Here is a 13,725-nt window from a genome sequence, read left to right on the forward strand (position 1 = left end):
CGCCCGTCCCACCCACCAACTGGCGCGGACGGCGGAGGAGGAGTCGTGGGGCTCGGAGAGGGGGAGGCGCGCCGCGCTTCCGTGCTCATGCACCCCCCGTTTCCTCGTGCCCGGACCGTTTCCTCGCCGCGGGCCGGTGTCTGCCGCCGGACCCGGTACGAAGTCGTCCCGGGCACAGATACCCGCACGGGAGGAGCGTCATCCCGGCACGGGCCTTCGTCCGGCGTGGGCCGCCGGACGTGCGCGTCACTCTACGACGTGCCCCCGGCCGAACGGGAACCAGTCCGCAGGCCCGCGGCATCTGCCCGGAACATCCCCTACCCGTTCGGAAGACCCTTCTGGCAGGCTGCGTTCATGACTGCGCGCGCCTCCGACCGGGCCCGTTACGAACAGGCCACCGCCCATCTCGACGCCCCGCTCGCGATCGTGGATCTGGACGCCTTCGACGCCAACGCGGACGATCTGCTCCGCCGTGCGGGCGGAAAACCGGTCCGGGTGGCGAGCAAGTCCGTGCGCTGCCGCGCCCTGCTCGAACGGGTGCTCGCCCGGGACGGCTTCGCGGGCATCATGTCGTTCACCCTCGCCGAGTCCCTGTGGCTGGCCCGCTCCGGTTTCGACGACATCCTGCTCGCCTATCCCTCCGCCGACCGCTCCGGTTACGCCGAGCTGGCCGCCGATCCCAAGCTCGCCGCCGCCGTCACCGTCATGGTCGACGACCCGGCGCAGCTGGACCTGATCGACGCCGCGCGGGCCGGCGGCGGTGAGGTGGTGCGGGTCTGTCTGGAGCTGGACACCTCGCTGAAGCTGCTCGGCGGCCGGGTGCGGGTCGGTGCCCGGCGGTCCCCGCTCCACTCCCCCGCGCAGGTCGCCGAGGTGGCCCGCGCGGTGGCCCGGCGCCCCGGGTTCGAGGTCGTGGGGATCATGGCGTACGAGGGTCATGTCGCGGGGGTCGGCGACGCGGTGGCCGGGCGGCCGCTGCGGTCCCGGGCCGTGCGGCTGATGCAGGCCACCGCCCGGCGGGAACTCGCCGCGCGGCGAGCGGCGGTGGTGCGGGCGGTGCGGGAGGTCGTGCCGGATCTGGAGTTCGTCAACGGCGGCGGTACGGGCAGCGTGCAGTACACCGCCGAGGAGGACGCGGTCACCGAGATCGCGGCGGGTTCGGGGCTGTACGTACCGCGGCTGTTCGACAACTACACGTCGTTCACCGGGCGTCCGGCGGCGCTCTTCGCCCTGCCCGTCGTACGGCGGCCGGGCGTGGGCGTGATCACGGTGCTCGGCGGTGGTTATCCGGCCTCCGGCGCGGCCGGCACCGACCGGCTGCCGGTGCCCTGCCTGCCCGAGGGACTGCGCTACGACCCCCAGGAGGGGGCCGGCGAGGTGCAGACGCCGTTGCTGGGCCCGCCGGCCGACGACCTGCTGATCGGCGACAAGGTGTGGTTCCGGCACGCCAAGGCGGGCGAGCTGTGCGAGCGGTTCGACGCACTGCGGCTGATCGAGGGCGACGCGGTGGCGGACACCGTACCGACGTACCGCGGCGAGGGCATGACGTTCCTTTAGGGCCCGTCCGGTAGGGCCCGTCCGGCGCGGGTCAGGGGGTGGGGCCGACGCTGTTGCCCACGCCGCCGCCCGAGTCCGCGTCGCCGACCGCGCGGATGCCCTGGGTGATGCGGTCCATGTCGGCCGGGGGCGGTGCGCCGTCGCCCGCCTCGAAGACGTAGCGGACGACGATCGGCGCCCCGGTGCCGATGGTGGAGGGGAAGACCAGCGACTGCACGTACCCGCCGGGTCCCTTGCCGGTCGTCACCCGCCAGCGGACGAAGTACCCGGCGCGTCCGGCCACCGCGACCGGGCCGGACTTCACGACCTTGTGGGACTCGATGCCGCCGTAGGGCTGCTGGTCGAGGGCGTCCTCCTCGAAGGCGTCCTCGGCCGCGTCGGAGACGTCCTCCTCGGCGAGCAGCTCGGGCGAGGTCTCATCGGTCGCGGTCACCGTGCGGGACATGACGAGGCCGTGGCGGCAGACGCTGCCCTCACCCGGGCAGTCGTGGGTGCCGGAGGTGGTCATGACCACGTCGTCCTGGCTGACGTTCTCCGGCCGCACCCAGCCGTCGAGGAGCGGGAAGGTGATCCCGTTGAGCTGGTCCTCGACGGTGTTCGGGTCGTCGGCGGGGGGTCCGGACCCGGTCTCCGAGGGGGACGCGGACGGTGGGGGGCCGGCGCCGTCCGGCGCGTGGGCGGACGGCGCGGTGGTCGGGCCGGTCCTGATCTCCGGGTCGCCGTCGTCGCCGAGCAGCACCGCGCCGGTGACGATCGCGGCGACGAGCAGGGCCGCCGCCGTGACGAGGGCGGTCACCCGGGTACGGCCGCCGGAGCCACCGGGGGACGGCGGCACCGGCCCGCCGGGGACTTCGGGGGTGCGCCGGTGCTCGGTCCAGGCCGTGCCGTCCCACCAGCGTTCCAGGTGCGGGGCGTGCGGGTCGGGGTACCAGCCGGGTGCGGGCGTCATGCTCATCCGGGCACTGTAGGACGAGTACCGGCGAAGCCCGCCTCCGTTCTCGTGACTCGTCCGCGCCCGGAGCAGGTTGCCGTCCCGGTCGCGGGCGACGGCGTCGGGGTTCAGCGGTGACCGGTCGGCATCGTCTCCGTGTCGAACGCCACGAAGCGCAGCTCCGAGGTGTAGCGGCGTCCCTCGTCGTCGTGGAGCCAGGTCTGCTCCGGTGAGGGCAGCATCTCCGTGAACGTGACCGTGCCCCCCGGGTCCCTACGGGCCAGCCGGCGCAGCGCCTTGGCGAGGATCGTGACGTACACGGGGCTGTCGAAGTCGACGTAGAACGGCCGGGACTCGGCCGGGGAGACGACGAAGACGTAGCGGGGCAGGCCGAGCCGGGCGCGCCACCGCCGGGCGCGGACGAAACGCCCGGCCTCGTTCTTCTCGTCGGCGAAGTCGGCTTCCGAGACGGGCAGTTGCCAGGTCTCGCGGGCCACGGTCATGCGGTCGACGGTGATGCGCGGGGTGTGTTCGCCCTCGGGGCGGAGGGTGAAGCGGTCCATGACGCGCTGGGTGAGGGTGTTGGCGTAGGCGTCGAGGACGTCGTGGGCGCTGCCGTCGGGCAGCACGGCGGTCAGCCGGCCGTCCCGGTTCTCGACGCGGACGTCGGCGCTCGGCACCGAGTTCGGACGGTGCGGGTCGCCGGTCTGGTCGACCAGGGTCACGTAGTGGTCCTCGGGCCGGTCCAGGGAGGGCCGGCTGCGGGTGGACCACTTCAGGGGCAGTTCCTTGGGCAGCGTGGGCAGCAGGCGCGGGCCGGGGAAGTCGCGGCTGGTCTCGGCGATCAGCCGGTCGCGGTCGGGGTGCTGGTGGACGAAGAGGGAGGCGCCCATGGTGTTCAGCGCGCAGTGCATCTCGCCGAGGACGAGGTCGACGTCCCCGCGGGTGAGGGCGTCCGCGTCCTCGGCGACGACCAGGATGTCGGGGCTGACGTAGCGGGCGAGGGACCAGCCGTCGCCGGACTCGCCGAACTCCCGGCGCACCCGGTCGGCCAGCTCGGCCGTGGTCAGGCGGACGCGGCGGGCACCGGGCGGGAGGTCGAGGATCCGGGCCCACTTGGCGCTCAGTTCGGCCTGGGCCGCGTCGATCAGGTCGCCGGCGTCCGGGTGCGGGGAGGGCAGGGTGTTCATCCACAGGGTGGCGAGGTTCACGGGTGTGCCGTCGGCGCTCAGGCGGTCGTGGACGGTGCGCAGCCGGGCGCGGATGGCGTCGGCGAAGCGGTTCGTCATCCAGCGGGCGGCCGTCAGGCACAGCTGGAGGGGCTCCAGACGGGCCAGCAGCGCGGGTCCGGCCGTGGCGGTGGCCGACCGTCGGGCGTCGGAGTACACCAGTCCCCGGCAGGGGGCGGTGCGTGCGCCCTTGGCGCGCTGGGCCTCGCTGTCGGTGAGGGCGGCGAAGTCGGCCTCCAGGGCGCCGATCGCGGCGGTCAGCGCGGTGGCGTCGGTCCCGGCGTCCCGTACGGCGTCGCGGCCGCGCTCCAGCACGGCGAGTTTCGCCAGTGCCCGGTCGCGGACGGTCTCGTCGGGTACGCGTTCCAGGATGTGACGCAGGGCCCGGTCGGGGTGGGTGGCCGCGGGCACCTCCAGACGCCACTGCACCCAGCGCCGGCCGGCCAGTTCGCGCACGATGCCGGCGACGTCGTCGCTCTCCAGGCCGAGGTCGGCGGCGACGGCGGTGAGGTGCCGGGTGCCGTCGCAGCGCAGCAGCACGGCCTGCTGGAGTTCCCCGACGGGCTGGGCGGGCCGTCCCGGGATCCGTACCGTGCCGTCCTGGCAGTGGACGAAGGACATCCGGCGCGGCGGGATCCACCGCATCAGCTCCTCGTCCTCGGCGAGCACCTTGGCCAGGGCGTCGACGGCCCAGCCGGAGAAGTAGACCTCCTGTGCGGCGAGGAAGCCCCGGCCGGCGTCCACGGCGACGGCGTGCGGCGCCGACAGGTCCCAGCGGCCCCAGCCGACGGGGCCGAAGAAGCCGATGGTGTCGTTCTTCACGCAGAACCGCTGCCAGTAGTGGGCGACCAGTTCCTCGCGCTGCCGGGGCATGCTGCTGCGGCTGTCCACGCCCGGCGTCCAGCGCAGGAACGGGGCGATGCCGGTGCGCAGGACGGCGGGGTTCTGCCAGGCGAGGGCCGCCTGGAAACGGGGCTGGGCGGCGACTCGCTGGAGGTGGCGGGCGGTGTCCACGGCGGCCGCCGACAGCTCCTCGGCGAAAGCCTGCCACTCGGGTCCCGACAGATCGGTGCCGGGGCCGAATTTGTCGGCGGCCTCGGCCAGTCCGGGCGGGGCCAGGTGCAGCACGCCGTCGGCGGGAAAGCCGGGGCCGCGCAGCGCGAACTCCTCCCAGAGCCGCCAGCCTCCGCCCGGCAGCAGGACCGGTGCGTGCTCGTCCGACATCACGTGCTCCTTCCGGAAAGGGGGTGCGCGGGGAGGCCGCTCGGTCCGGCCGGGCCGTGGCCGCCGCCGGGAGGCCCGGCTCCCCGGGCGTACAGCACCGTCCCGCGCCGGGGCGGCAGGGCACCAGAGAAGATCCGGCAGCAACGCGCGCCGCGGGCTCGGCGCGTTCGTCCCTGCCCCGGCCGGGGGGCCGCCCGGCACGCTGTCGGCGTCGGCCCCGACCTGCGGCCGGCCCCATCACCTGCGGGAGGTTCACCGTGACGCAACCCCACTCCGCGACCGGCTCGGGCGCCGAGGAGGCCCGCCCGGGCACCGACGAGGTGTATCTCGTGGTGCGCAACGACGAGGAGCAGTACTCGATCTGGCGGGCGGACCGCGAAGTGCCCGCCGGGTGGCACCCGGAGGGTCGGCGGGGCAGCCGGCAGGAGTGCCTGGACCACATCGGCGTGATCTGGACGGACATGCGCCCGCTCAGCCTGCGCCGCCGGCTGGCCGGGGCAGATGTCTGAGCCACGGGCGGGCCGGCTCCTGGACCCGCCGGCGCACGCCCCGCCGCCGGCGCCGTCCGGGCTGCTGTGCCCGGCCGTGCTGGACCTGTCCGGGCTGCGGCACCGGGCGCGGGCGCCGGGCCCGCGCGTGCTGAGGGCGCCGCTGGAGCTGTACCTGGCCCGTGTCGGTGCCCTGGACGAGCGGACCCTGCGGGACGCGCGGGAGCTGCTGGACGCGGAGGAACGGGGCCGGGCCGGCGCGTTCCGGCACGACCGCGACCGCGACGCGTACGTGGTCGCGCACGCGGCCCTGCGCGACGTGCTGAGCACCCTGCTCGGCGTGCCCGCCGACGCGCTGCCGTTGACCCGGGAGCCGTGCGCGGGCTGCGGCGGACCGCACGGGCGACCGGCCCTGCGCATGCCGGGTGTGCACTTCTCGCTGTCCCACAGCGGGGGTCTGGTGATGGTGGCGCTCGCCCCCGCGCCGGTCGGTGTCGACGTGGAGGGGCTGGCCACCATGCGGGCGGCGCTCGGCGCGCAGTCGGCGCTGCACCTGGCGGAGGCGGACGAGCTGGCGCTGCTGCCCGCGCACGAGCGTCCGGCCGCGTTCACCCGGGCCTGGGTGCGCAAGGAGGCCTACCTCAAGGGCCTGGGCACGGGTCTGGTGCGCGATCCGGCGCTGGACTACGTCGGCACGGGGCCGCTGCCGACCGCTCCGGCACCGGGGTGGACGGTACGGGACGTCCTGGTCCCGGCGGGGTACGCGGCGGCGGTGGCCCTGCGGACGCCCTGACGGCGTACGCGTGAACACGGCGGGGACCGGTCCGAGGGGCCCGGTCCCCGCCGTGGCGTTGCGGCCTCCTGACGCGGTCCTGCGTCCCGCAGATGGTCGGGGAGCGCGACGCCTTCACCAATAACCCACAAGCGCACAGGAGTTGGCGCGCTACGATCACCGGCGTGACCGCTCCGGAACCGACCATCGTCGCCACCTCCGGAGGTCATCGCGTCGGCACGCGCACCCGGGTCCTCTTCCACTCCCTGGTCCACCACGCGGTCGATCTCTCCGGTGCGCACGGCCGACGCCCCCGCGTCCTCTATCTGGGTACGGCGGTGGGCGACGCCGAGCACGTCACGGCGCGGGTGGGCGAGGCCGCCCGGGTGGCGGGCTTCGACCTCACCCCGCTCCAGCTCTTCCCGATGCCGAACGTGGACGACGTCGAGGGCACGGTGCTCGACCACGACGTGGTCTGGGTGATGGGCGGCTCGGTGGCCAACCTGCTCGCCGTGTGGCGGGCGCACGGGCTGGACGGGGTCCTGCGGCGCGCGTGGCGCTCGGGTGTGGTGCTCGCCGGGGTGAGCGCGGGTTCCATCTGCTGGTTCCAGGGTGGCACCACGGACTCCTTCGGCCCCCGACTGCGCCCGGTCACCGACGGGCTGGGCCTGCTGCCGTACGGCAACGGGGTGCACTACGACAGTGACGAGGGCCGGCGTCCGCTGATCCACCGGCTGGTGGCCCAGGGCGTCTTCACGACGGCGCACTGCACCGACGACGGTGTGGGGCTGGTCTACCGGGGCACCGAGCTGGTCGAGGCGGTGGCGGAGGAGCCGGGCAAGGCCGCCTACGTGGTGCGCCGGGACGGCGAGCGGGCCGTGGAGGAGCGGATGGAGCCGCGGTTGCTGCCCGGGCCCCCCGGCTGACCGGCCGGCCGGACGACCCCGCGCAGGAGCCGACGACCGCGTGGGGCGACGGGCACCGCGTGCGGCCGTCGCGGCTCCGTGGCCACGGCTCCCACCCCCGCGTCCGCGTCCGCGTCGCTCCACCGCCTCAGACCAGGCCGTGACGTACGGCGTGGGCGACCGCGTGGGCCCGGTTGCGGGCCTGCAACCGGGCCATGATCTCGTAGATGACGTTCTTGACGGTGTGTTCGGAGCAGCGCAGCAGCAGGGCGATGTCCGCGTTTCCGTGGCCCTCGGCCATGAGGCGCAGCACCGACGTCTGCCGGGCGGTCAGGGCGGGCCGGCCGCCGTCGGCGGCCGGGTCGCCGGGTCGCGGACCGCTGGTCAGCAGGTGGGAGAGGTCCGGGTAGGGGATGCTCGGGTGCGGATGGGCCGCGCGGCGCACCGCCGCCGCCAGGCTCTCCTCGGTGAGGTCGGCGACCCGCAGGACGACCGCCCCGGCCCGCAGCGCGAGCCGCAGTCCCGTGCGGCCGACGGTGTCGCACACCAGGACCAGCGGGCCCGCGCCGTGCCGGCCGCGCAGGGCCTGTGCGGCGTCGGCGGCGGCCACCACGGTGACGGTCCCGGGCCCGCCGTGCTCGGCCGCGTGGACCAGACCGGCGCGGCGGGCCATCGCGCGGACTCGGTCGGCGCCCCGTGCGGGCGGGATGCGGAGGGCCGGGAACGCGCCGGCCGTGGCGGCGGACGCGGGGGCCGTGGCGGCGGACGCCCGGGGCGGCGCGGCGGTCAGGGTCGCGGTCACAGCAGGCCCGCCCGGAGCGCGTAGGCGACCGCGTGGGCGCGGTTGCGCAGCCGGAACCGCTGGGTGATGTCGTGCACCACGGTGGTCACGGTGCGCGGCGAGTAGGCGAGCCGCTGGGCGATCTCGGCCGTCTCGTGGCCGTCGGCGACCAGCCGCAGCACCGAGCGCTCCCGGTCGGACAGCATGCCGTCGGTCCAGCCGCCGGTGCCGTGCCGGGCGTCCGGCGGGCGGTCCAGGAGCTGTTCGAGCAGGCCGGGTGGCAGGGTGCAGTCGTCGCGGGCGGCGGCCAGCACCGCGTGGGCGAGGCGGGGGCCGTCGGCGTCCCGGCGCACCAGCAGGCCGCGGGCACCGGCGGCCAGGGTGTGCAGGGCGTCGCCGGAGGCGAGGACACCGGCCACCAGCACGACGGCGGGGCCGTGCCTCAGGGCGCGGGTGGTGCGCACCATGTCCAGCTCGCCCGGGCCGAGGCGGTCGACGGTGAGGACGGCGACCCGGGCCTCGGCGGGCTCGCACACGGTCAGTTCCGGGCAGGCCAGCAGGGTCGCACGCGTGCCGGCCTCCAGTACCGGATCGAGGGCGACCACGCCGACGGATACGGGTGCTCCCATCTGCTGCTCCTAGGAAGTCGGTTCGCCCGGTCGTGGGCACTCCGGGCGGTGTGCGGTGGGACTGCGCACCACCGTGCCGGGCGCGGGGACGCGGCGGCATCGGTAACCGGCCCCCACCTTTCCCCCGGGCGGGGCGGCCCCATCGGCTCGTGGGCGCCTCGCGTCCTCCTCCCGGCCCGGCGCACGGCGGCCGCCGGCCGGTCCGGGCGGCGGTGTGATCAGCGGACCTGTGATCCGGGGGACGGGAAAGGAGCGGCCATGGGGGCCCGCGGCCCGGAGAAGGGGTGCGCACGGGGGTCCGCGCATACGCCGGGGGCGGGCACAAGGGCCGAACGCGCAGTATCACGCTTCCGTCCGGTGCTCCGTCCCCCATCCGAGCTGCACGGGCGCCCCCGCCTCCGAGCTGCGGGTTTGCCGCCCAAGGGGTGGTTTCGGGCGTCCGGGCCGCCGGAGCGGGGCGAGGGTCGCGCAGAATATGGGGGCCGCTTACCCATGTGGGGGTCCCGGGGGTCTGCGACCTTCTTTCTCGTGACTGAGACCGCCAGCCTCCCGACGTCCCGGAGCACCGGCCTCCCGCCCTCGTGGTGGGCACCGGCGCTGTCCCTCGCGGAACGACTCGCCGCCCCCGGCCTCGCCGTGGCGCCCGCCGGAGCCACCGCCGGGGACGCGCCCTGGGCCGCCGGGGACGCCGAGGGCTTCGCCCTGCGGCTGGCCGGTCTGGGCGTGGACGGAGCCACGGCCGCGGCGCTGGCCGCGGAGCCCGCGGCGCGGCTGGCCGCCCGTGCCCCGAAGCCCGACTGGGCGCGGTACGCCGAAGCGGCCCTGGACACCGCCGCGGCGGCACCGGTGGAGACGGTCGTCCCCGGTGAGGGACCCGACGCCTTCGCTCCGGTCGTCCGGCCGCTGGTCGCCACCGCCACCGCGCGGCTGGCCGAGCTGCTGCCGGCGTTCGAGGACGCCGAACCGGCCGTGTGGCGGGAGGCGTTCGCGCGGCGGCTGACGCACCAGCTGGTCCGGCAGGCGGCGCGGACCCTGGTCCGCGAACTCGACACGGCGCGGCGCGCCGGGCGGCTGGCCGGCGCCGGTGCCCGCGAGCGGTTCGACGCCTTCGCCGCGGCCGCGGGCACCCGGCAGGGCCTCTGTGCGCTGTTCGCCGCCTACCCGGTGCTGGCCCGGATGCTCGCGCAGACCGCCCTGGACGCGACGGCCGCCACGGCCGAACTGGCGGCCCGTTTCGCGGCCGACCGGGAGGACCTGGCCGCCGGACTCCTCGACGGACGCGACCCCGGCCCGCTCGCCGGGGTGGACCTCGGCCGCGGGGACGCCCACCAGGGCAACCGGTCCGTCGCCGTCCTGCGGTTCGCCGGGGGCGACCGGCTGGTCTACAAGCCCCGGCCGCTCGACCAGCACGCGCTCCTCGACGACCTGGTGGACTGGCTGAACGCCAAGGTCGCCGGACTGGACCTGCGGACCCCGCGCAGCCTGCGCCGCGAGGCGTACGGCTGGCTGGAGTTCGTCGAGCACCGCTGGTGCCGGTCGGTGACCGAGACGGACGCGTTCTACCGGCGCCAGGGCGCGCTGCTGGCCCTGCTGTACGCGGTGGACGGCGCCGACATGCACTACGAGAACGTCATCGCCTGCGGCGACCAGCCGGTCCTGGTGGACGCCGAGACGCTGCTGCACACCGGGCTCGCGCAGTCCATGACGGCGGGCGCCGACCCGGCGGCGGACGCGCTGCACGCCTCCGTGCACCGCACCTGCCTGCTGCCGCACCTGCTGATCGGCGAGCACGGGGCGCTCGACATCTCCGCGCTCGGCCGGTCCACCGACGGCACCTACCCGAGCGAGGGCCTGCACTGGCGGGACAGCGGGCTGGACACCATGCGGGCCGTACGCGCCCCGGTCCTCAGCCCCGCGGCGCACAACCAGCCGCTGCCCGCCGGCCGCCTTCTCGAGGGCGCCGATCACCGGGCGGCCCTGCTGGAGGGGTTCCGCGCCGCGTACGCGGCGCTCGCGGCGCACGGTCGTGAACTGCTCGGCGACGACGGCCCGCTGATGGCCCGTGCCGACCGTCCCGCCCGGCTCATCGCCCGCTCCACCCGTCTGTACGCGACCCTGCTGGAGGAGTCGGCCCACCCGTCGCTGCTGGGCGACGCGCTCGCCCGGGAGGGGGTGTTCGCGGTGCTGTGGACCGAGTCCGAGCACGACGAGGCACGCCGGCGGCTGATCGAGCACGAGACGGCGGCGCTGTGGCGCGGTGACGTGCCGCTCTTCACCCATCGGCCGTCGGGGACAGCGGTCCGGGCCGACGACGGCACGTGGCTGCCGGCCGTGCTGCCGGTGGCGGGCGTGGCCGCGGTGCGGGCGAAGATCGCCCGGATGGACGAGGTCGACTGCCACGACCAGGAGTGGATCATCACGGCCACGCTCGCCGCCCGGGGCGCGGGCTCTCCGCTGGACCGGCCCAGGTCCGAACTGGCGGTGGAGCCGGTGCCTGCTGTCGCGCCCGACGCGTCCCGGCTGCTCGCCGCCGCGTGCGGGATCGCCGACGAGATCGCCGCCCGCGCGGTACGCGAGGGCGGGCGGACCAACTGGCTCGGCCTGGAGCGGGTGTCCGGGCCGCACTGGGCGGTGCTGCCGATGGGCGCCGGACTCGCGCAGGGCTACTGCGGAGTGGCGCTGTTCCTGGCGCACACCGCCGCACTGGCCGGAGCGGACCGGTACGCCGCGCTCGCCCGGGAGGCCGTCCGCCCCCTGCCCGTCCTGCTGAAGGCGCTGGCGGACGAGCCCGAGCTGAGCGCGGCGGCGGGCCCCGGCGCGTACGACGGTCTCGGCGGCATCGTGTACGCCGTGCTGCGTCTGTCGGCACTGCTCGGCCCGGACGTCGCGGACTGCCTGCCGGACGCGCTCACCGCTCTCGGCCACGCCGCCTCCGTGAGCTCCGAGCCCGGGTTCGCCACCGGCACGGCGGGAGCCCTGACCGCCGCGGTCGCGGCGCACGAGACGACCGGCGACCCGGCGGCGCTGAGTCTGGCGGACGCTCTGGCGGACCGGCTGCTCGGCTCGGTGGCCGGAGAGGTCACCGGCGCCGAGGGCGCCGTGCAGCCCGGTGCGGACCGGTGTGCCGCCGCCTCGCACGGCCTTCCCGCCGGTTTCGCCGACGGCGCCGCGGGCATCGCGTGGGCCCTGCTGCGGTACGCCGCCCGCCGCCCCGGGGACGCCACCGCGCACACGGCCGCCGCCCGGACGCTGCTGGACGCCGCGCTGCGCGACACCGGGGCCGCGTCCACGGACGTGTCCTGGTCCGGCGGGTTCGCCGGTGCGGCGGCCGTCGCCGCCCACCTCTCCCCCGCGCCCTCCGTGTCCCGGGTCCCGGTCCGGCCCGCGGACGCCGAGGTCCGTCCCGACCTCAGCCTCGGGCGGGGCACGCTCGGCACGCTGGAAGCCCTGGCCGTGCGCGCCGGGAGGGGCGACCCGGCCGCCGCCGGAGCGCTCGCCCGGCGCACGGGCCGGGCACTCGCCCTCGTCGAGGCACAGGGCCACCGCTGTGCCACCCCCGACCACGTTCCCTCCCCCGGGCTGCTCGACGGGCTGTCCGGCATCGGCTACGGCCTGCTCCGTCTGGCCCACCCCGGCACCGTCCCGTCCGTCCTGCTCCTGGCCCACCCCGACCACTGACCGGCAAGGCGTCCGCGCTCCTCGGCCCCATGGCATCTCCGCCTCCATCCCGTGCTCGCCGTACGGAAAACAGAAGGGGAACACCTTTCATGGATCAGCACCTCGCCACCACCGCCGCCGACTCCGTCCAGCACAGCGCCGACGAGCAGGACGCGGCGGGCGGGATCACGCTCACCGGCCGCAACCGGGCCTGCGCCCGCGCCCGTGTCCTGGCCGGGATGGTGCTGACCAGCGGCATCGTCGTCACGCTGAGCACCCTGGACACCTCGGTCTCCGCGCCGGGCTGACCCCGCGCGGTGTCGCGTCGTGTGAGGGCGCGGGCCCGCCGGGCGGGCCCGCGCCGCGGCGCGTCCGGCGGTTCTCCGTCGGGCTCGTGCTCTGCCCGGGCCCCGACATGCCGATTATCATCTGCGTCCATGCGTTCCCATGCGCCTTTCCTCGTCGGGCGGGACCCCCAACTCACCCTGCTCGAACGTGCCATGGACCAGGCGAGACAGGGGCGCGGCGGCGTCGTCTTCCTGGTCGGCGAGGCCGGAGTGGGCAAGTCGCGGCTCGCGGCGGAGGCCGTGGGCGGCGCGCTGGGCTCCGGTATGCGGGTGCTGCGCGGCCGCAGCAGCACCACCGGGCCCGCCGTGCCGTTCCGCCCGCTCACCGAGGCGCTGATGTCGCTGTTCCGCAGCGGCGAGCCCCTGGACGACCTCGCCCTCGGCCCCTACCGGCCGGTCCTCGGGCGGCTGATACCCGACTGGGACACAGGGGAGCGCGAGAGCAGTTCCATGGTGATCCTGGGCGAGGCGGTACTGCGTCTGCTGTTGGCCGCCGGGCGCGGGCGGGGCCAGTTGCTGCTGCTGGAGGACCTGCACGACGCCGACCCCGAGACGCTCGGCGTCCTCGAATACCTGGTGGACAACCTGGAGTACACGCCGGTCCTGCTGCTGGCCACGGTGCGGACCGATTTCAGCGACGCGCTGGACCTGGCGCAGTCCGCCCGTCGGCGGGGCGTCGCGACCCTGGCCGAACTGCCGCCGCTGACCCGGCCCCAGGTGGACGAGATGACGGCGGCGCATCTGGGGGCCGACGGTCCGGGGAACGTGCCGGCGGCGGTGCTGGACCGCCTGTGGGAGGACAGCGCGGGCAGTCCGTACCTGGTCGAGGAACTGCTCCAGTCCATGATCGGGGCCGGGACGCTGGTGCAGGGCGCCGACGGCTGGCGCGCGGTCGGCGATCTGCGCCGTGACGTTTCCTCGACGCTGGCCCGGGGCATCCTGCGGCGCATCGACCGGCTGGGCACACAGGGCCTGACCCTGTTGTCGGCCGCCGCCGTCCTGGGCCGCCGCTTCCCTCTCACCGTGCTCCAGCGCATGACCGGTGTCGAGGACCGGGCGCTGCTCAGTCATCTGCACGCGGGCGTCGCCGCCCGCCTGGTCATCCCCGACGAGCCCGCCCCCGACTGGTACTCCGTCCGCCACTCCCCCACCGTCGAGGCCCTGTCCACGCAGATGACGCCGGGTCAGCGTGCGGACCTGGCACG

11 protein-coding genes are annotated in these 13,725 nt (G+C 75.9%); 7 read left to right on the forward strand and 4 right to left on the reverse strand.

Going from position 1 to position 13,725, the window contains the following annotated elements; genetic code table 11:
• Window positions 1-354 precede the first annotated feature (354 nt).
• Window positions 355-1,557 (forward strand): amino acid deaminase/aldolase, encoded by a 1,203-nt coding sequence (locus tag AOK11_RS00170; RefSeq protein ID WP_055591544.1) that lies wholly within the window; start codon window positions 355-357, stop codon window positions 1,555-1,557.
• A gap of 31 nt (window positions 1,558-1,588) precedes the next feature.
• Here AOK11_RS00170 and AOK11_RS00175 read toward each other — a convergent pair whose 3' ends face one another.
• Both AOK11_RS00175 and AOK11_RS00180 read right to left on the reverse strand, forming a co-directional pair.
• A complete protein-coding gene (locus AOK11_RS00175) occupies window positions 1,589-2,506 on the reverse strand; it encodes a DUF2510 domain-containing protein (RefSeq protein WP_055591545.1) in 918 nt (305 codons plus the stop codon).
• A gap of 110 nt (window positions 2,507-2,616) precedes the next feature.
• The gene (locus tag AOK11_RS00180; RefSeq protein ID WP_055591546.1) at window positions 2,617-4,941 is read right to left on the reverse strand and encodes a lantibiotic dehydratase; all 2,325 of its coding nucleotides are present in this window, start codon (window positions 4,939-4,941) and stop codon (window positions 2,617-2,619) included.
• 320 nt (window positions 4,942-5,261) lie between these two features.
• On the opposite strand from AOK11_RS00180, the gene AOK11_RS00185 reads away from it, so the two are divergent.
• From AOK11_RS00185 to AOK11_RS00195, 3 genes are all read left to right on the forward strand, one after another.
• Window positions 5,262-5,450 (forward strand): MbtH family protein, encoded by a 189-nt coding sequence (locus AOK11_RS00185; protein ID WP_062193195.1) that lies wholly within the window; start codon window positions 5,262-5,264, stop codon window positions 5,448-5,450.
• Window positions 5,443-6,222: a 4'-phosphopantetheinyl transferase family protein gene (locus tag AOK11_RS00190; protein ID WP_079034528.1), complete on the forward strand. Its 780-nt coding sequence runs from the start codon at window positions 5,443-5,445 to the stop codon at window positions 6,220-6,222. Before AOK11_RS00185 ends, AOK11_RS00190 begins: the two co-directional genes overlap by 8 nt.
• 164 nt (window positions 6,223-6,386) lie before the next feature.
• Complete coding sequence (locus tag AOK11_RS00195) at window positions 6,387-7,127, forward strand: Type 1 glutamine amidotransferase-like domain-containing protein (protein WP_055591548.1); 741 nt, start codon at window positions 6,387-6,389, stop codon at window positions 7,125-7,127.
• Between the two features lie 127 nt (window positions 7,128-7,254).
• Here AOK11_RS00195 and AOK11_RS00200 read toward each other — a convergent pair whose 3' ends face one another.
• Both AOK11_RS00200 and AOK11_RS00205 read right to left on the reverse strand, forming a co-directional pair.
• Window positions 7,255-7,908: a response regulator transcription factor gene (locus tag AOK11_RS00200; protein WP_055591549.1), complete on the reverse strand. Its 654-nt coding sequence runs from the start codon at window positions 7,906-7,908 to the stop codon at window positions 7,255-7,257.
• On the reverse strand, window positions 7,905-8,516 hold the full coding sequence (locus AOK11_RS00205) for a helix-turn-helix transcriptional regulator (RefSeq protein ID WP_055591550.1): 612 nt from the start codon (window positions 8,514-8,516) through the stop codon (window positions 7,905-7,907). Before AOK11_RS00205 ends, AOK11_RS00200 begins: the two co-directional genes overlap by 4 nt.
• A gap of 528 nt (window positions 8,517-9,044) precedes the next feature.
• On the opposite strand from AOK11_RS00205, the gene AOK11_RS00210 reads away from it, so the two are divergent.
• From AOK11_RS00210 to AOK11_RS00220, 3 genes are all read left to right on the forward strand, one after another.
• The gene (locus AOK11_RS00210; protein ID WP_240497155.1) at window positions 9,045-12,194 is read left to right on the forward strand and encodes a type 2 lanthipeptide synthetase LanM family protein; all 3,150 of its coding nucleotides are present in this window, start codon (window positions 9,045-9,047) and stop codon (window positions 12,192-12,194) included.
• Window positions 12,195-12,283: 89 nt separating this feature from the next.
• Window positions 12,284-12,481 carry a hypothetical protein gene (locus AOK11_RS00215; RefSeq protein ID WP_055591552.1) on the forward strand — a complete coding sequence of 66 codons (198 nt, stop codon included), beginning with the start codon at window positions 12,284-12,286 and terminating at the stop codon, window positions 12,479-12,481.
• A gap of 129 nt (window positions 12,482-12,610) precedes the next feature.
• Window positions 12,611-13,725: ATP-binding protein (locus AOK11_RS00220; RefSeq protein ID WP_157869247.1), on the forward strand; the 1,115-nt coding region annotated here is incomplete at its 3' end.

The sequence above is a fragment of the Streptomyces hirsutus genome, from assembly GCF_001418415.1.
Lineage (GTDB): Bacteria > Actinomycetota > Actinomycetes > Streptomycetales > Streptomycetaceae > Streptomyces > Streptomyces hirsutus.